This window comes from uncultured Methylobacterium sp. (assembly GCF_964242245.1).
Classification (GTDB): domain Bacteria; phylum Pseudomonadota; class Alphaproteobacteria; order Rhizobiales; family Beijerinckiaceae; genus Methylobacterium.
The window spans coordinates 62844-79495 of the sequence record NZ_CAXTBY010000006.1; the positions used below are offsets into that span (position 1 = coordinate 62844).

A 16652-nucleotide genomic window follows, 5' to 3' on the forward strand; every position below is an offset into this window, starting at 1 on the left:
CTCATTCGGCCTTGGCGGTGAGCACGGGCATGAAGTCGAGGCTGTAGGCCTTGTGCCAGTCGGTGCCCGCCTTGAGGAGGCCGGCCTCCACGAGGTAGTCGTAGCTCGCCTTCCAGCGCGCCTCGGTCATGGTCCCGATCGGCACGTTCTCGTCGCCGCCGAGAACCTTCAGCGCCCGCATCTTCTCGATGCCGAAGGCGATCTGGCCGTCGCTCATCTTCGGGTTCTGCGCCTTGATCAGGGCGTTGGCCGGGCCCGGGTCGCTCATGTAGCCCTTCCAGCCCTCCATCGAGACGGCCACGAAGCGACGCATCACGTCGGGCCTGCTCTCGACCATCTTCCGCGTGGTCACGATGGTCGTGCCGTAGGGCGGGTACCCGTCCTTGGCGAACAGGTAGAAGTTCACCGGCGTGCCCTTCTCCTGGGCCTGGTACGGCTCGGAGGACGGGTAAGCTTGCTGGACGGTGGCCTGATCGGCGAAGAACGGCTGCAGGTTGAAGGTGTAGGCGCGGACCTGGGAGTCGGTGAGCGCGTACTTCTTCTTGAGCCAGGGCCACCACGTGGTCATGCCGGACGCGGAGACCAGGATGGTCTTGTCCTTGACCCCGGCGAGGCTCTTCACGTCCGCGTGGGTCATCATGCCCTGAAGGTCGTACTGAAACGAGGCCGCCACCGTGACCGCGGGCAGGCCCTTCTCGACCGCCTGGAGCACCTGGATGTCGTAGCCCAGGATCGCGTCGGCCTCGCCCGCGAGCAGGAGCTGCATGCCGTTGACCTGCGGTCCGCCCATGCGCACCTCGACGTCGAGGCCGGCCTTCTCGTAGAGGCCGGTGGCCACGGCCTGGTAGAAGCCGCCGTGCTCGGCCTGCGCGTACCAGTTTGTCAGGAGCACGACCTTCTCGGCGGCCGAGGCCGGCGCGGCCAGCGCGAGGGCGGCGCCCGAGACTGCCGCCGCGAGCAGGTACCGCCGGTGCGGGCGGCGGCGCGCGGGGGCGATGCTGATCGTCGGCATGTCAGGACCTCTCCCCTTCGCGGCCCGCGATGGCCGCGGCTTCACGCGAAGCATGGGCCGTGCCGGAACCGGGCATGGCGGGATTCAAACCCTGTTGAGCGCTGCTTGAAAAGCATCAATTTCCGCTCATCCTGCGCGCAGAATGCGCGCGCTGCATCGATCCTGTGCCTCTGCCTAATCGTAACGCTCGGGGTTCCGGGCGACGGGCCGCGCGCCGGCGCCGTCCTGGAGCGAGGGGTCGCGGACGGCCGGCAAGGTCCGCTTAGCAAGGTCCGATTGGCAAGGTCCGCTTGGCAAGATCCCTGCAACCGCGTGTCGGCCGCGAGCCGGCCGAGCGCGACCGAGGGACGCCGGATCTCATGCTGCATCATCGCCTGCTGGGCTACCTCGACGAGGTCGCCCGCAGTGGATCGATCCGCCGGGCGGCCGCCCGGCTCAACGTCGCGTCGAGCGCGGTCAACCGCCAGATTCTGTCCCTCGAGGCGCAGATGGGCACGCCCCTGTTCGAGCGCCTTCCCCGCGGCCTGCGCCTCACCGCCGCCGGCGAGGTGTTGATCCGCCACGTGCGGGAGACCCTCACGGCGCAGGAGCGGATGATGGCCCAGGTCGCCGCGCTGAAGGGCCTGACCCGGGGCCAAGTGACGATCGCCACGATGGGGAGCCTCGCCGTGGGCGTGCTCGCCGGCGTGATCCGCGCGTTCCGCGAGAGCCATCCCCGCATCGTCGTCAAGGTTCTGGTCCTGCCCGTGGACGCCATCGGCGCCGCCCTCGTGTCGGGGGAGGCCGACCTCGCCCTGGCCTACCGGCTGCCACCCAACCCGCGGATGCGCTGCATCGCCGCGTTCGAGCACCGCCTCGGGGCCGTGATGGCGCCGGGCCACCCCCTCAGCGGCCGCTTCCACGTGCGCATGGTCGAGTGCCTGGACTACCCCCTCGTCGTGGCCGACCGCTCGATGACCCTGCGCGACGTGATCGAGCGTCTCGTGCCCGAAGGCGCGAGCCTCTCGCCCGCGGTCGAGACCAACTCGATCGAGTTGATGAAGCAGTTGGCGCAGGCGCCGCCCCACGTCACCTTCGTGAACCTGTCGGACGTCGGCGAGGAGATCGGCCGCGGGGTGCTCGCCTTCACCCCCCTCAGCGATGCCCGCGCCACCACCCAGACGGCGTGCCTGATGCAGCGCGCCCGCTCGGCCCTCGACGGCCCCGCCCACCTCGTGGCCATCCGCATCGCGGCCGCCTTCGAGACGTACGGCGCCGGCGACTGACGCCTCCCCCGCACCGCCCCGAACCCGCCGAAGGTCCTGCCATGACCCAGCCCCGCTTCGCCCTGCCCGAGACGACGGCCTACGCGCTGCGCAACGCCCGCGTGCCGCGCGCCTTCCTCGGGGGGCCTGCGCCGGAGGGCGCGGAGGCCGACGCCGACGGCGGCGTGCTCCTCGACATCACGGTCGAGGCGGGCCGCATCGCGCGCCTCGCAGGGGCCGGGGGCGGGGCGCCGGACTGTCCCGCCGTCGACCTCGCGGGGCGCCACGCGTGGCCGCGCCTCGTCGATGCGCACGCCCACCTCGACAAGGGCCACAGCGTCGCGCGCACGCCCAATCCCGACGGCGATTTCCCGGGCGCGCGGGACGCCACGACGGAGGATCGGACGCGCCACTGGGACGCGGAGGATCTGCGCCGCCGCATGGCGTTCGGGCTCGCCTGCGCCGAGGCGCACGGGGTGGCCGCGATCCGCACCCACCTCGACAGCCAGGAGGGCGGTCCCCTGCGCGATCAGGCCGCCGTCACCTGGGCGGTCTTCCGGGAGATGCGCGCGGCCTGGGCCGGGCGGGTCGTGCTCCAGGGCGTCGGGCTGACCCCGATCGACGCCTACGCCACCCCGTACGGGGCCCGGCTCGCCGACCTCATCGCGGGCTCCGGCGGCCTGCTCGGCGGTGTGACCCGCCCGACCGGCGGCCTGCACGGCGGGGCACTGGCCGAGATCGACGCCCTCCTCGACGCCCTCTTCCGCTTGGCCAAGGCGCGGGACCTCGACGTCGACCTGCACGTCGACGAGACCGGCGACCCGGCGGCGGCCTCCCTCGACGCGGTCGCCCGCGCGACCCTCCGCCACGGCTACGAGGGCCGCGTCACCTGCGGCCACTGCTGCAGCCTCGCCGTGCAGCCGCCGGAGGTCGCCGCCGCGACGATCGCGCGGGTGGCGCGGGCCGGCATCCGCATCATCACGCTGCCCACCGTCAACATGTACCTTCAGGACCGCGCCCGCGGGCGCACGCCGCGCTGGCGCGGCACGGCGCCCGTGCAGGAACTGCTCGCCGCCGGCGTGGCGGTGGCGATGGCCGGCGACAATTGCCGCGACGCCTTCTATGCCTACGGCGACCACGACGTGCTCGACACCTTCCGCGCGGGCGTGCGCATCCTGCACCTCGACCATCCCCTCGACCGCGCCCCCGCCCTGGTCGGGCCGGTGCCGGCCGCGATCATGGGGCTGCCCGAGGCCGGAACGATCCGCACGGGCGGGCCCGCCGACCTGATCCTGCTGCCCGCCCGCAGCCTCAACGAGGTGATGGCCCGGCCCCATCCCGACCGGATCGTGCTCGCCCGCGGCCGGCGCGTCGCCGCAGCACCCCCTCCCTACGAGGCGCTGACCGGCGAGGTCGCGCCCTGGTAGGGCGTCCCGGGGAAGGCACCGTCGGGCCCGATGGAGGCTCGCGCCTCAACCGACGAGGCGCAGGGCCATGCCGTAGATGTCCGTCAGGAGGCAGGTCCGGTGGTCGACGAGGTTGATGTCGGCGAGTTCCAGGTTGAAGAAGCTGCGCACCTCGCCCTCGGGGAAGAGCGGACCGGCGTGCCACGCGCCGCGATGGAGCATCACGGCAACGTCCCCGGGGATGCGGAAGGCGCGGATGTCGGCGAGCGCCGGTTCGGCCGCCGGGTCGTCCAGGCCCTCGGGCGGGGCCACCGCCACCACCCACGTCCCGCCGCCGACGGCGGCCAGGGTCTGCGTGACCCGGCGATGGCGGGTGATCCCGCCGACGGTCAGGCCGCGGCCGGGGATCGGCATGATGTAGAAGCGCGGCGTGCCCTCGCTCAGCACGAGCCGGGCGTCGCCGGGGCCGAAGGGGGTGCCGTCCGCGCCGGCCTCGATCACCGTGCCGAGCGGTCGTGCGTGTCCTCGAAATCGGCGACGGCGGCGCGCGATCGGTCGCTCATCGCGGATGTGCCTGTGTTGCCAGACGAAACCGGTTGCGCGATGCTGGCCCGCGGACCGGACCGGGCGCCGTCGAGACGGTCCCAGAGGCGGTTGTAAGGAACAGGCCCATGCGCGCGGCGCCCCTCCCCGATCCGGTGACCCGCGATCTCTGGCACCCGATCGCCGCGATCGGGGACCTCCGCCCCGGCGTCGCCGCGGCCACCCTTCTGCTCGACCGGCCGGTCTCCTACGCGGTGGACGCGGACGGCTCGGCCGCGGCCTGGGAGGCGCGGGCCGACCTGCCCGCGGGCGGCCCCGTCACGGCGTCGGCCGTCGCGCCGGCGCTGCCGACCCGCGTGGCCTACGGCTATCTCTGGACCTGCCTCGGCACGCCCGCGGCCGCGCTGTTCCCGATCCCGGAATACGCCGAGCCCGACCGGCGCAACGTCGCGGCGGCCTCCATCGGCGTGAACGTCTCGGCCCCGCGCGCCATCGAGAACTTCCTCGACATGGGGCACTTCCCCTACGTCCACACCGGCATCCTCGGCGCCGAGCCGCACACGGAGGTGAAGGAGTACGACGTCGCGATCGCGCAGGATCGGGACGAGATCCTCGCCACGCGCTGCCGCTTCTTCCAGCCGATGTCGTCCACCGTGGCCGAGGGCGGGATGGAGGTGGAGTACGTCTACCGGGTGCCGCACCCGTTCTGCTCGGTGCTCTACAAGTCGAGCGCCCTCGATCCGGCGCGGATGGACGTCATCGCGCTGTTCGTCCAGCCGATGGGGCAGGAGCGCGTCCGCGCCCACATGATGCTGAGCCTCCTCGACGACCGGAACGACGACACCGTCATCCGCCGCTTCCAACTGATGATCTTCGGGCAGGACAAGCCGATCCTGGAGAACCAGTTTCCCAAGCGCCTGCCCCTCGATCCCCGCGCCGAGACGCCGATCCGCGCCGACAAGTCGGCCATCGCCTACCGGCGCTGGCTCGCGGCCAAGGGGATCACCTACGGCACCATCCCCGCCGCCGCCTGACCCACGCGAGGGAGGAGACGCCGTGAGCCCCGACCCCTGGCACCCGATCGCCGCCTGCACGGACCTGCCGTTCCGGCACGTGTTCCACGGGCAGCTCCTCGGGCAGGAACTCGCGGTCTGGCGGGCCGACGACGGCCACGTCAACGTCTGGGAGAACCGCTGCCTGCACCGCGGCGTGCGCCTCTCCATCGGCGTCAACGACGGCCGCGAACTCGCCTGCCAGTACCACGGCTGGCGCTACGCCAACCGGACGGCGGGCTGCACCTACATCCCGGCCCACCCGGCCGACGCGCCCGCCCGGACCATCGCCAACCGCACGTTCCCGGCGCGGGAGCGCTACGGCCTCGTCTGGGCGGCCCTCGGCCCCGGGGGCGCCGTGCCCGAGCATCCGGGACTCGACGCCCCGGCGCGCCTCGTCCTTCGGGCGATTCCCGTCGACGCGGCGCCCGAGCGCGTCCTCGCGCACCTGCGGGGCTACGCCTTCCAGCCGAACGGCGACCTCGGCGGGACGGGCGCGGATGTCGCCGTCGAGGGGCAGGACGCCGCCTCGGTGAGCCTGCGCGCACGCTCGGGCGCGCACGAAACGCGGGCCGTGCTCCTCGTCCAGCCGGTCGATGGCGGCCGCGCGGTCATCCGCGGCGTCCTCGACGCGGGCGCTGAGGCGCGCGACCGGATCGCGATCCTGCGCCACCACGACGCCCGGCTCTCGGCCCTGCGCGAGCGGATCGAGGCCGAGGCGGCGCGGGCGCCCGCCCCGGTGCCGTTCGAGCCCGTCTACGCCCGCGTCGCGCCCGAACTCGCCGAGATGCCGGCACTCGCCGCCCCCGGCCGCCGCCCGGCGCTCCGGGTCCAGGTCGCGCGCAGGTGGGCGGCGGCCGAGGGCGTCGCGGGCTTCGAACTGCGGCCGATCGACGGGCTGCTGCCCGCCCCCCAGCCGGGCGCGCACATCGACGTCCACCTGCCGAACGGGCTGGTGCGTCCGTACTCCCTCGTCAACGGGCCGGGCGAGACCGCCGCCTACGTCATCGGCGTCAAGCGCGCGGCGGCCTCGCGCGGCGGCTCGCAGTGCCTGCACGAGGCCGTGCGCGCGGGCGACGTGCTCGCCATCTCCGAGCCGCGCAACAACTTCCCGCTGCGGCGCGACGCGGTGCGGACGCTGCTCGTCGCCGGCGGGATCGGGATCACGCCGCTGCTGGCGATGGCGCAGACCCTGGTCCACGGCGGGCACGCCTGCGAACTGCACCACTTCGCGTCCGGTCCCGAGGGACTGGCGTTCCCCGAGCGCCTCGCCGCCCTGGGAGACGCCCACATCCCCCATCTCGGCCTCGACCCGGAGGAGACCGCGGCGCGGCTCGCCGCCCTGCTGGCCGCGTACCGGCCCGGCCTGCACGTCTACCTGTGCGGGCCGCCGCCGATGCTCGAGGCGGCCCGGAGCATCGCGGCGCGGGCCGGGTGGCCCGAGGCGGCGGTGCACGCCGAGTACTTCGAGAACACGACGCGGCTCGACGCCGGCACCAGCTTCGAGGTGGCGCTGGCGCGCTCGGCCCTCACCCTCACCGTGCCGGCCGGCCGCACGATCCTCGACGTCGTCCGCGCCCACGGCATCGACCTGCCGTCCTCCTGCGAGCAGGGCGCCTGCGGCACCTGCCGCGCCACGCTCATCGCGGGCGAGCCCGACCACCGGGACGTCTACCTGAGCGCGGCCGAGCGCGCAGAAGGCGCGATCATCACCTGCGTCTCGCGGGCGCGCTCGGGCCGCCTCGTCCTCGACCTGTGAGGGGGGCGCATGCTCACGCTGCACGACTACGAGCTGTCCGGGAACTGCTACAAGCTGCGCCTGTTCCTGGCCCTCCTCGGCCTCGCCTACCGGACGGTGCCGGTCGATTTCTACCCCGGCGCCGAGCACCGGTCGGCCCGGTTCCTGGCGCTCAACCCCCTCGGGCAACTGCCCGTAATCGAGGATGACGGGCTCGTCCTGCGCGACGCGCAGGCGATTCTCGTGTACCTGGCCGCGCGCTACGACCCGTCCGGCCGCTGGTACCCGCGCGACGACGCGGCCCTGCTCGGGCGGGTCGGCGCGTGGCTGGCCTTCGCCGAGGCGCTCAACGGCACCGCCGCGGCCGCGCGGCTGCACGAGGGCTTCTTCCTCGACGTCGACGCGCCCCGCGCGCGGGCGGGCGCGCACCGCCTGTTCCGCGTCCTCGACCAGCACCTCTGGTTCGGCGAGGCCGAGGGGCGCGACTGGCTCTGCCCGGGCGCGCACCCGACCATCGCCGACATCGCCTGCTTCCCGGCGGTCGTCCTGTCGGAGGAGGGCGGCGTCCCGCGCCAGGACTACCCGGCGATCCGGCGCTGGACCGACCGGGTGAAGCGCCTGCCCGGGTTCGTCGTCATGTCCGGCGTCTTCCCCGCCGGACCCGGCCGCGCGGCATGAGCGACGGGCGCGATCGGAGCGGCTGCGGAACCGCCGGGGCGCGGGTGGGCTCATCCCCTCAGGGGGCGGTCAGCACGCGGCGGCACGCCTCGCGTCGGGCCAGCGCACATAGGCCGATCGGGAGCCGTCGCGGTTCATGAGGGAGCGCCCTCCCGAGGGAAGCGTCGGGGCGCCTGCGCAGCGCTTGAGATCGCCGATCCGGCGCGCAACACATCAATACATGCTCATGCGTTGAGGCAATGACGGGTGCCGCCGCTGTCCCAGGAACAGGTGAGGGACGTGGCCGAGGTGTTCAGGCTGCTCGGCGAGCCGAACCGTCTGCGGATCGTGCTGGCCTGCCTGGATGAGCCGCAGGGCGTCGGCGGGATCACCGAAGCCCTCGGTCTCTCGCAGTCGCTGACCTCGCACCATCTGCGCCTGCTGCGGACCGCGCGCCTCCTGCGCGCGGCGCGGCAGGGCCGGCACGTGGCCTACGCCATCGACGACGATCACGTCGGCGACGTCCTGCGCACCATGATCGCCCACCTCACCGAACCGCACGAGCATGCCCACGCCTCGGCTGCGCAGGCAGCCGGGAACCCCAACGAGCCGGAAGGAGAGAAGCGATGACGAGCGTCGGTGTCGAGATGGTGAAGTGCGCCTGCACGGACTGCGTCTGCGTGGTCTCGCTGACCAAGGCGGTCAGGCGCGGCGAGAAGGCCTACTGGTGCGACGCGTGCGCGGACGGTCACACGGATCACGCCGGATGCGATCACGCCGGCTGCGCCTGCCGCGGTTGAGTCGGAGGCGCGCCTCTCCGACGGGGCGCGCCGTGTCCGTGGGCGCCCCCCGCCATCCTAGAAGCGTGCGGTCAGGAACAGCCGCACGTTGCGGCCCGGCAGCAGGATCTCGTCCTTCTTGAACGAGGCCGAGTTGCGGATGTCGTCGTCGAGCAGGTTGCGGCCCTGCACGCCCAGCGTCACCGTGCTGGCGCCGTAGACCAGGGGGTCGAGCGCCTTGGTGTAGCTCACCTCCGCGCGCAGGTCGTCGTAACCAGGCGTGTCCGTCTCGAAGGCCGCGATCTCGGTGTGCGCGAAGGCGTGGAGCCAGTTCACCCGCGCGAACCAGCCGTCGGCCCGCACGAACACGCCGCCGCCGAGGCGGTAGGGCGGGATGCGCGGCACGTTGGTGCCGTCGTCGAGCTGCGCGCGCACGACGTCGAACTGCCCCTCGACGCCGAACCAGCCGTTGCCGACGGGGATGGCGTCGACCTGCGCCGCGATCTCGGCGCCGTAGAAGGTCGCGTTCTGCTGGCTGTAGACGATCTGCCGGTTCTCCGTGCCCGCGCCGCAGGAGGCGAAGTCGTCGTCGCACAGGAGGCCGGTGTAGTTCCGGTAGATGAAGCCGGTGTAGCGCGTGACGTAGCCGGTCGCGTCGAGCCGCAGCGGCCCGTCGGCCCTGCGGAGGCTGACCTCGACGGTGCGCGCCCGCTCCAGCTTCAGGTTCGGATTGCCGATCTCGAAGGTCGCCGTGGCGTCGTGGGGGCCGTTCGAGAACAGTTCGTAGGACGTCGGCCCGCGCTCGACGTAGGAGCCGTTGACGCTGGCTACGAAACCGTAGGGCAGGTCCTGGAGCGCGCCGATGCTGGCGCTCTTGGGTGCGAACCGGCGCGTCAGCGCGTATTGCAGCGGGTCCTGATCGGGCACGGGCACGTAGCCCGCGGGAAACTGCGTCGCGGTGCTGTTCAGGCGGTCGCCCTCGATGCGGCCCGCCGCCTGCACCCGCGTGCCGGGCCGCAACTCCAGGTCCTCGAACAGGTAGACCGCGTTCGAGCGCGACTCGATCGGCGGCAGGAAGGCCTCCAACTGGCTGTTCAGCACCCGCCGTCCGGTCTGGAAGCCGAGCGCCCCGGTGAGCCTGCCGAGATCGGTGAAGACCGGCACGTGCTGCAGCTCGATCCGCGCCTCCGCCTCGCGGTTCTTGAAGATCGCCTGGATGCCCTCGACCCCGTCCTCGCCGATGCCGATCTCGTCGTGGCGGTAGACCGAGGTGCCGGCCCAATAGCGGATCACCTCGAAGGGGCCGTCGAGCGGGCGGTACTCGCCGCGGGAGGTCACCTTGTCCTGGCGCGGGTCGAGGCGGGTGCGGTTCTGCTCGGCCACGCCGCCGGGGATGGCGTAGAGGCTGTCGTAGTGGCTGAAGGAGACGCCGACGAAGCCGCGGTCGCCGATCGCCGAGATGCCGACGGCACCGCCCTGCGACGCGTTGTATGAGTTGCGCTGGATGCCGCCCGGGATCGCGTAGCTGTCGTTGGCGGTCTTGAAGCCGTCGGCATGCACCGCGATGCCGTCGCCGCCCGCATCGACGGTGGCCGCGCCGAGCCGCCCGTTGTCGACGCTGCTGAAGCCGCTCGTGACTTGACCCGTGACGCCGCCCGCCGGGATGAAGGTCGGCACCCGGTTGTTCTCGGAGGAGACGACGCCGCCGATCGAGCCGGAGCCGTAGCGCAGCGTCGCGGGTCCGCGGATCACCTCGATGCGGTCGGAGACGAGCGGGTTGATCGGGACCGCGTGGTCCTCGCCGAGGTCCGACACGTCGCCGGTGACGATACCATTCTCCTGGATGCGCACCCGGGCGTTGTCGAGGCCGCGGATGATCGGCCGGGAGGCCGCGCCGGGTGCGTAGGTCGAGGAGGAGATGCCGGGCCGGTCGAACAGCGCGTCGCCGAGCGTGCGCGGCTGATCGCGGCTGATCTGCTCGCGCGTCACCACCGTCACCGGGGCGTAGGTGCTGGTCACGACCGGGAGCACGCCCGTTGGGACGTCGGCGGTGGAGACCGGTGCGCCCGCAGCGGGCTGGATCGGGCTCGGCGAGGTCACGCTGAGCTCCTCCAGGGTCACGGATGGCTGCGCGTGCGCTCCGGAGCTGAGGAAGCCTGTCGCCGGCAGGACGGTCAGGATCGTGCCGGCGACGAGGGTCGTGCGGAGGGAAGTGGCCATCGTGGTCCAACCAATCGTTATAACATTACAAATGCTACGCTGGGGCGCGTCGAGGCAAGGGTGCTGCGGGGCCGGGCGTCAGGATGAAGACGGCCGTAACAATGTTGCAACAGGGCCGCTGCGGCGATGCCGGGCCGGGCGAACGCGGGCGGGTCCGACAGCCTCACCCGAGCCGAAGTTCGACGGGCCGCCGAGGTTTCGGTGCGCATCGACGCGCCGGGATCGTCCGGCGGTTCGGGGCGTCGGGACCGCGCGGCTCGCAGGGCACGCCGCACGATGGGGACCTGCATCCAGCCTATGTCAGCGGCAGGGATCGCGCGCGGGTACGGGACGGGAGCGCGCTCGACCGGGATCAAATTTCAAGCCGAGACACGACCCGACGACGGACCCGTCACCGGCGACGGGGATTCCGACGTGGTGATCGTCGGCTCCGGCACGGGTCTGTCCTGCGGCCTCAGCCTCGCCCGCGGGCACGGCATCAAGGCTGATGGTGCCGAGGCCAAGCGCGTGTTCTATTTAGACCGCCGATCCCGGAGCACCCGGCAAGCGGTCGAGGTGCCTGCCCGTCCGGCCGACGGACGACGTGCTTGCCCCCCTCGGCGTCGCCGTTCCGTTCGAGACGGAGCGTGGCCACGCGCCTCCGGGCACGACGGGATGACGGCCGGCCCGCCGGGCGGGGACCTCAGTGGCCGCGCTGATGGCCGGGAGCGCCGCCGCGATCGATCCCGCCCCCGACGTTGTCGGCCGTTCGGGCCGGTATCGTGCTGCGGTGTCGGGCGGGCGGCGCTACTGAGGGCCGATGTCTCAGCGAAACGCTGGAGGAACCACGATGTCAGCCCTGATATTCTCCGTGCGCGCGCCGGGCAGCAGCGAGGTGCATCGCATGGAAGCGACGCACACCGGCCGCGGCGTTCGCCTCACCTGCACCTGCTCGGACGGGACGGAGGGGCGGCACTGCGAGCACCGGCTCGCGCTGCTGCTCGGCGATGCCGCCAACCTCGTCGCGGTCGACCGGGAGGCCGTCGAGGCCCTGGCCGCCATGACGAAGGGATCACCCCTGCTCCGGGCCGTCCACCGGCTGGTGCAGGCGGAGGCCGCCGAGGCGGAAGCCAAGCGCGACGCCGATCGCGCGCGGCAGGTCATCGCCACGATCCTGATGGGGTGATGCGGTCCCGCGCGAGGACGCCGCACGTCCCGCGATCCGAAGATCACGGGGAATGCCCGCCTCGGGCCCGTCCCTGATCCGGGCGACGCGGAACGCCTCGTGATCGGCTCCCGTTGTCGCTCGCCAAGCCCCGGCCTTCGGGGCGCGATGAGGTGGAATGGTCATGAGCATTTTCGGATCGATCGTGTCGAAGATCTTCGGCGGCAGCGCACAGGCTGCGGCGCCCCATGCCTCGGAGACCCCGAACGTGTCGGCGGCCTCGGTCGGGTCGGCCGGCGCCGGGGCGTCCTCCAGCAGCGCGTCCGCTCCGTCGACGGCGGGCGCTGCCGCACCGGCCGCGGCTGCGGCCTCCGGCGGCGCGCAGGCGAGCGTGGATGTCGGCCAGGTCCTGAGCGACATGGCGGCCGGGAAGGGCGAGCACCTGAACTACAAGCAGTCGATCGTCGACCTGATGAAGCTCCTCGACCTCGATTCGAGCCTCACCGCCCGCAAGCAGCTCGCCGACGAGTTGCACTACACCGGCGACAAGGAGGACTCGGCCGCGATGAACGTCTGGCTGCACAAGCAGGTGGTCCAGAAGCTGGCCGAGAACGGCGGCAAGGTGCCGGCCGACTTCCATCACGCCTGATCGACCCGCTCATACCAAGTCTCATGGGTCGTGACCCATGAGGTCCGGCGGACCGCCGCCGCCCCGCAGTCGCGGGGGCCGGATCTCAAGGAGTCGGGCACATCGAGATCCGGTATCGGAGCAGGACTTCCGATCCGGGTCTCGCAATCAGGCGTGTCCCGACGCGGCTCGATCAAGCCCTACGGCCGTGCCCGATCCGACGCGGACGGGCACGGTCCCAGGTACTGCGCGGCGATGTCGGAGAATTCCGGCGTCCGCAGGTAGCCGTACGACTTGTGGTGATTGGGCTCACCGCTCCGGCGGCGATATTCGTTCATCACGGCGCGGTCGCGGACCCGGACGCCGTGATCGTTGGGCGCGTAGTCCCCGGCGAGGTCGCCCGCCACCGTGGCCACGTCCCGCCTGTCGGCCAAGTTCGTCCACCGATCGACGTTGTTCGGCGTGCGCGCGGCTCCGTTCTCGGCGGCGATCTTCAGCTTCACCTCCGCCAAGCCCAGCGGCGAGCCGAGGGTGACGAAGTCGCGCACGCGAACGGACGGCGCCTCGCGCTCGAGCATCCTCAGGACGTCGTAGGCGATGATCGAGCCCATCGAGTGGGCCACGAGCAGGATGGGACGCCCGCTCAGGGCGCGCAATCGCTCGGACAGGCGTTCCCGCACCATTCGGGCGAAGCGCGTCTCGGAATGGTAGTGCCACAGGTCGTCGAAGCGGGCCTTGAGGATCAGGTCGTCGACCGGCGTGGTCCGCGTCGTGGTCTGAACCCAGTCCAGCCCCTTGTAGACGCCTTCCATCATCGTGTTGACGGACGGGCCCTCGGCCGGATCGGGCCTCGGGAAGGGTCCGATGCCCGGGTCGGGATAGTAGGGTTCCTCGTTCTCGTCGGCGGCGACGGGCGCGTCGTAGCGCAGGTCCGCCCAGTAGACGAACTCGAACGGGAGTTGGTCGTCGGCGCGGGCGCCGTTGCGGCGCAGGCCCTCGACGATGGCGGATGTCCACCAGCGTCGCTTCTCGTCGACCGGCGGCTTGTTCTCCAGGCCGTGGATGCCGAGGATGACCCCTCGCGCGTTCGTCCCGAAATCCATCGCTGCTTCGATTCCGCTCCGATCCCGACCCGTCAGGGGACTGTCCGCGCTCTGCGCACCACGGACAAGGCCCTAAGCAGACTTGCGTTGGCAGGCCAACGCAAGTCTGCTTAGGGCCTTGTTTTGTCGCAGGTTTTTGTCGGAAAACCGCGGGGCACTTTTCCGAAACCTGCTTAGCGCAGTCCGGCCGTCGCGACCCGCAGCCGCTGCGGCCCGCGAAGCGACGCGCCCGGGCGGTAGGGCGGCGGCTCCTCGACGAGGCGCGGATCGCGCAGGCGCTGCGCGAGCGCGACGAGCGCCGCCTCGGCCTCGAAGCGGGCCAGCGGCGCACCGACGCAGTAGTGCAGGCTGCCCCCGAATCCGAGGTGCCGCACCCCGCGCCGATCCGGATCGAACCGGTCGGCGTGCGGGAAGGCGGTCTCGTCCCGGTTGCCCGCGGCGAGCAGCAGCACCAGGGGCGCGTCCTTGGGAATGGTCACGCCCGCGATGGGAATGTCGGCGAGCGCCTTCCGGGTCCGGAACTGCACCGGCGGATCGTAGCGCAGCATTTCCTCGATCAGGCCGGGCGCCCGCCCGGGATCGTCGCGCAGGCGCCGCAGCTCGTCGGGGTGCCGCAGCAGGGCGAGCATGCCGTTGGCGATCAGGTTCACCGTGGTCTCGTGCCCCGCGACCAGCAGCAGGATCGCGGTGGAGATCAGGTCGTAGTCGCCCATCGTGCCGAGGCCCGAGATCATGTCGTCCTGCGGGTGCCGGCGCTTCTCCTTGATCAGCCCGCTCATGTAGGCGGAGATGTCGTCGAAGGTCCGGCTGTTCGTGGCCCGGACCTCGTCGTCGTCGAGGCTGTCGGGTTCGAGCGCGGTGGCGAGTTGCGTCGCCCAGCCGTGGAACTGCGGCTCGTCCTCGGACGGGATGCCGAGGAGTTCGCAGATCACCGTCACCGGCAGCGGGTAGGCGAGGTCGTCGACGACATTGATCTCGCGGGCCTCGCCCTGCTTGTCGAGGAGTTCGGCCACCAAGCCGTGCGAGCGGCGGCGCATGGCCTGCACCCGTCCTTGCGAGAACTCGCGCATCACGGCGGCCCGCAGCGTGTCGTGGTCGGGCGGGTCGCGGAAGATGAAGGGGCGGTGCGTGTCGGTAATGTGATCGCGGATCGGCTTGACGATCCAGTCCTTGAACGGGTTGCCGGTCCGCGGCCGGTCGGCCGCCGGCAGGTTCTCGGAACTCACCCGCGGGTCGTGCAGCAGGCTGGAGACCGCCGCGTGGGTGGAGGCGACGAAGGTGCCGTCGTGCTGGCGCGCCACCGGCGTCTCGCGCAGGCGCGCGTAGAGCGGGTACGGGTCGGCGCGGTTGGCCGGGTCCTTGACCTGATCGAGCAGGGTGTCGTCGCTCATGCGGGCTGCTCGGGAAAGCCGGGGGACAGGACGCCGAGATGCCGCGGCTGGTCCGCGCCGTCGCGGATCGGCGGGAAGGGCGCGCGCGCAGCGATCTGCTCGGCGTAGGCGGGAAGCCAGCGCCCGCTGTCGAAGGAGACGGCGGCGATGCAGCGGCCCTCCCGGCCGTAGACGGCCAGGAAGCGGCCGGACTTCGGCTCGCCCTGCGCGATGACGAGGCCGTCCGCGCCGTCGGTCAGCCCGACGGACTTGATGTTGACGCCGTACTGCGTCGACCAGAAGCTCGGCATCGCCGCGTAGGGCGCAGCCGGCGCCGCGCCGGCGATCCCGCGGCCGGCGTGCGCGGCCTGCGCCACGGCGTGGCTCCAGTGCTCCAGGGCGACGCGGCGGCCGTCGTAGAGGGGATGCGGGAAGCGGGCGACGTCGCCGGCCGCGAAGATGCGGGAATCGGCAACGCCCCGCGCGTCGAGGGCGTGACCGTCCGCGTCGCAATCGAGGCCGCCCGCATCCGCGCTCAGCCCGGACCCTTCGAGCCACTCGGTGTTGCGGACGGCGCCGAGGGCGACCACCACCACGTCGACCGCGAGGCTGTCGCCGTCGGCGAGGTGGGCCCGTGCCACCCGGCCCCGGTCGTCGCCTTCGAGGCGCTCGACCTTGCCGGAACGCAGGGTGACGCCGCGACTCGCGTGCATCGTGCCGACCACAGCCCCGAGATGGTTGCCGAGTACCCGCGCCAGCGGCGTCGACGCGGGCGCGACCATCGTGACGGCGAGGCCGAGGGTACGGCAGGCGGCGGCGACCTCGCAGCCGATGAAGCCGCTGCCGATCACGAGGACGTGCCGAGGTCCCGCCGCGAGCGCCGTCCGCAGGGCCGCCGCGTCGTCCCGGTCCCGGATGGTGTGGACGCCCCGCAGCCGGCCCTCGTCCGGGTTCGGCCAGGGCCGGGCCCGCGTGCCGGTGGCGATCAGCAGGCGATCGTAGGCAAGGCTGCCGCCGTCGCCGAGGTGGAGGGTGCGGTTCTCCCGGTCGAGGCGGGTCGCCGCCGTGCCGAGCCGCCACTCGGCCGCGAGCGGCACGAGGTTCGGAAGCGTCGTGGCCCCCGCCGCCGTGCTGCCCGTGAGGACGTGCTTGGACAGGGGCGGCCGATCGTAGGGCGGATGCGCCTCGGCACCGACGAGGGTGAGGGACCCGGCAAAGCCCGCCGCCCGCACCGCCTCCGCCCCGCGCAGGCCCGCGAGGGAGGCGCCGACGACGACGACCCGCTCGCCGGCCCCGAGAGGCGCGGCCTCGGCCGGCTGCGTCCTCATGGTCGACCGACCGGTGCGTCCTCGACGCGGATCGCCTGGACCGGACAGGCGATCCGCGCCCGCTCGATCTCGGCGCGGGCCGCGGATGACGGCGCCGGGTCGTAGGCCAGGGCCTCGTGTCCTTCGATGGCGAAGTGATCGGGCGCCGCGTAGCAGCACTGGGCGTAGCCCTGACAGAGGTTCAGATCCACGGAGACCTTCATCGACGGCAGGCCGCGCAGGTCCGCAGCCTCCGGCTGAGCGGGTCGGTCCTCGATCGGTCCGGGCACGTGCGGGGATGTGTCGGCCATGTTGCTGCAAGGTGGGGCCATCACGGTCCGCGGCCAAGATCCCTGCGTCACCATTCATGCGGCGTCGGTCGGCGTGCCCGCGGGCAGTCCCGGATGCGCAGTGCCAGCCCGGCCGTTCCCTCACGCCGCCGCCGGTGG

General features: G+C 72.5%; 16 protein-coding genes. 9 read left to right on the top strand and 7 right to left on the bottom strand.

All coding sequences use genetic code 11. The features are described 5' to 3' along the window. Position 1: 1 nt before the first annotated feature. Positions 2–1012, bottom strand: a complete 1011-nt coding sequence (locus ACFE8Y_RS03060; RefSeq protein ID WP_375462914.1) for an ABC transporter substrate-binding protein — start codon at positions 1010–1012, stop codon at positions 2–4. Positions 1013–1371: 359 nt separating this feature from the next. On the opposite strand from ACFE8Y_RS03060, the gene ACFE8Y_RS03065 reads away from it, so the two are divergent. Further along, a complete protein-coding gene (locus ACFE8Y_RS03065; protein WP_375462915.1) occupies positions 1372–2277 on the top strand; it encodes a LysR family transcriptional regulator in 906 nt (301 codons plus the stop codon). A 41-nt stretch (positions 2278–2318) separates the two neighbouring features. Next, positions 2319–3683, top strand: coding sequence for a cytosine deaminase (locus tag ACFE8Y_RS03070; protein ID WP_375462916.1), 1365 nt, complete (start codon positions 2319–2321; stop codon positions 3681–3683). Positions 3684–3728: 45 nt separating this feature from the next. On the opposite strand, the gene ACFE8Y_RS03075 is transcribed toward ACFE8Y_RS03070, so the two are convergent. Next, on the bottom strand, positions 3729–4163 hold the full coding sequence (locus ACFE8Y_RS03075) for an ureidoglycolate lyase (RefSeq protein WP_375462917.1): 435 nt from the start codon (positions 4161–4163) through the stop codon (positions 3729–3731). Positions 4164–4333: 170 nt separating this feature from the next. On the opposite strand from ACFE8Y_RS03075, the gene ACFE8Y_RS03080 reads away from it, so the two are divergent. The 5 genes from ACFE8Y_RS03080 (at position 4334) to ACFE8Y_RS03100 (ending at position 8452) form a co-directional block, all read left to right on the top strand. Then, positions 4334–5239, top strand: coding sequence for an aromatic ring-hydroxylating dioxygenase subunit alpha (locus ACFE8Y_RS03080; RefSeq protein ID WP_375462918.1), 906 nt, complete (start codon positions 4334–4336; stop codon positions 5237–5239). Positions 5240–5261: 22 nt separating this feature from the next. Then, positions 5262–7016, top strand: a complete 1755-nt coding sequence (locus ACFE8Y_RS03085) for a Rieske 2Fe-2S domain-containing protein (protein WP_375462919.1) — start codon at positions 5262–5264, stop codon at positions 7014–7016. A 9-nt stretch (positions 7017–7025) separates the two neighbouring features. Continuing rightward, positions 7026–7673, top strand: a complete 648-nt coding sequence (locus ACFE8Y_RS03090) for a glutathione S-transferase family protein (protein ID WP_375462920.1) — start codon at positions 7026–7028, stop codon at positions 7671–7673. A gap of 246 nt (positions 7674–7919) precedes the next feature. Continuing rightward, positions 7920–8282 (top strand): ArsR/SmtB family transcription factor, encoded by a 363-nt coding sequence (locus tag ACFE8Y_RS03095; RefSeq protein ID WP_375462921.1) that lies wholly within the window; start codon positions 7920–7922, stop codon positions 8280–8282. After that, positions 8279–8452, top strand: coding sequence for a metallothionein (locus ACFE8Y_RS03100; RefSeq protein ID WP_375462922.1), 174 nt, complete (start codon positions 8279–8281; stop codon positions 8450–8452). The genes ACFE8Y_RS03095 and ACFE8Y_RS03100 overlap by 4 nt, the downstream gene beginning before the upstream one ends. A 57-nt stretch (positions 8453–8509) precedes the next feature. On the opposite strand, the gene ACFE8Y_RS03105 is transcribed toward ACFE8Y_RS03100, so the two are convergent. Then, positions 8510–10651, bottom strand: a complete 2142-nt coding sequence (locus ACFE8Y_RS03105; protein WP_375462923.1) for a TonB-dependent receptor — start codon at positions 10649–10651, stop codon at positions 8510–8512. An 829-nt stretch (positions 10652–11480) separates the two neighbouring features. On the opposite strand from ACFE8Y_RS03105, the gene ACFE8Y_RS03110 reads away from it, so the two are divergent. After that, a complete protein-coding gene (locus tag ACFE8Y_RS03110; protein WP_375462952.1) occupies positions 11481–11816 on the top strand; it encodes a hypothetical protein in 336 nt (111 codons plus the stop codon). Between the two features lie 163 nt (positions 11817–11979). Further along, positions 11980–12444, top strand: a complete 465-nt coding sequence (locus tag ACFE8Y_RS03115; protein ID WP_375462924.1) for a DUF3597 domain-containing protein — start codon at positions 11980–11982, stop codon at positions 12442–12444. Between the two features lie 179 nt (positions 12445–12623). On the opposite strand, the gene ACFE8Y_RS03120 is transcribed toward ACFE8Y_RS03115, so the two are convergent. The 4 genes from ACFE8Y_RS03120 to ACFE8Y_RS03135 all read right to left on the bottom strand — a co-directional run bounded on the left by ACFE8Y_RS03120 (position 12624) and on the right by ACFE8Y_RS03135 (position 16427). After that, a complete protein-coding gene (locus tag ACFE8Y_RS03120) occupies positions 12624–13526 on the bottom strand; it encodes a hypothetical protein (RefSeq protein WP_375462925.1) in 903 nt (300 codons plus the stop codon). A gap of 173 nt (positions 13527–13699) precedes the next feature. Beyond that, positions 13700–14917 (bottom strand): cytochrome P450, encoded by a 1218-nt coding sequence (locus ACFE8Y_RS03125; RefSeq protein ID WP_375462926.1) that lies wholly within the window; start codon positions 14915–14917, stop codon positions 13700–13702. After that, positions 14914–16224 (bottom strand): NAD(P)/FAD-dependent oxidoreductase, encoded by a 1311-nt coding sequence (locus ACFE8Y_RS03130; RefSeq protein ID WP_375462927.1) that lies wholly within the window; start codon positions 16222–16224, stop codon positions 14914–14916. The genes ACFE8Y_RS03125 and ACFE8Y_RS03130 overlap by 4 nt, the downstream gene beginning before the upstream one ends. Then, positions 16221–16427: a ferredoxin gene (locus ACFE8Y_RS03135; protein WP_375462951.1), complete on the bottom strand. Its 207-nt coding sequence runs from the start codon at positions 16425–16427 to the stop codon at positions 16221–16223. Before ACFE8Y_RS03135 ends, ACFE8Y_RS03130 begins: the two co-directional genes overlap by 4 nt. Between the last annotated feature and the right edge of the window lie 225 nt (positions 16428–16652).

Excerpts from the sequence above, each read along its gene's own strand:
- ACFE8Y_RS03135 (WP_375462951.1), bottom strand. The coding sequence starts at position 16,427 with ATGAAGGTCTCCGTGGATCTGAACCTCTGTCAGGGCTACGCCCAGTGC.
- ACFE8Y_RS03125 (WP_375462926.1), bottom strand. The coding sequence starts at position 14,917 with ATGAGCGACGACACCCTGCTCGATCAGGTCAAGGACCCGGCCAACCGC.
- ACFE8Y_RS03060 (WP_375462914.1), bottom strand. The coding sequence starts at position 1,012 with ATGCCGACGATCAGCATCGCCCCCGCGCGCCGCCGCCCGCACCGGCGG.
- ACFE8Y_RS03115 (WP_375462924.1), top strand. The coding sequence starts at position 11,980 with ATGAGCATTTTCGGATCGATCGTGTCGAAGATCTTCGGCGGCAGCGCA.
- ACFE8Y_RS03110 (WP_375462952.1), top strand. The coding sequence starts at position 11,481 with ATGTCAGCCCTGATATTCTCCGTGCGCGCGCCGGGCAGCAGCGAGGTG.
- ACFE8Y_RS03090 (WP_375462920.1), top strand. The coding sequence starts at position 7,026 with ATGCTCACGCTGCACGACTACGAGCTGTCCGGGAACTGCTACAAGCTG.
- ACFE8Y_RS03120 (WP_375462925.1), bottom strand. The coding sequence starts at position 13,526 with ATGGATTTCGGGACGAACGCGCGAGGGGTCATCCTCGGCATCCACGGC.
- ACFE8Y_RS03100 (WP_375462922.1), top strand. The coding sequence starts at position 8,279 with ATGACGAGCGTCGGTGTCGAGATGGTGAAGTGCGCCTGCACGGACTGC.
- ACFE8Y_RS03105 (WP_375462923.1), bottom strand. The coding sequence starts at position 10,651 with ATGGCCACTTCCCTCCGCACGACCCTCGTCGCCGGCACGATCCTGACC.
- ACFE8Y_RS03130 (WP_375462927.1), bottom strand. The coding sequence starts at position 16,224 with ATGAGGACGCAGCCGGCCGAGGCCGCGCCTCTCGGGGCCGGCGAGCGG.
- ACFE8Y_RS03070 (WP_375462916.1), top strand. The coding sequence starts at position 2,319 with ATGACCCAGCCCCGCTTCGCCCTGCCCGAGACGACGGCCTACGCGCTG.
- ACFE8Y_RS03080 (WP_375462918.1), top strand. The coding sequence starts at position 4,334 with ATGCGCGCGGCGCCCCTCCCCGATCCGGTGACCCGCGATCTCTGGCAC.
- ACFE8Y_RS03065 (WP_375462915.1), top strand. The coding sequence starts at position 1,372 with ATGCTGCATCATCGCCTGCTGGGCTACCTCGACGAGGTCGCCCGCAGT.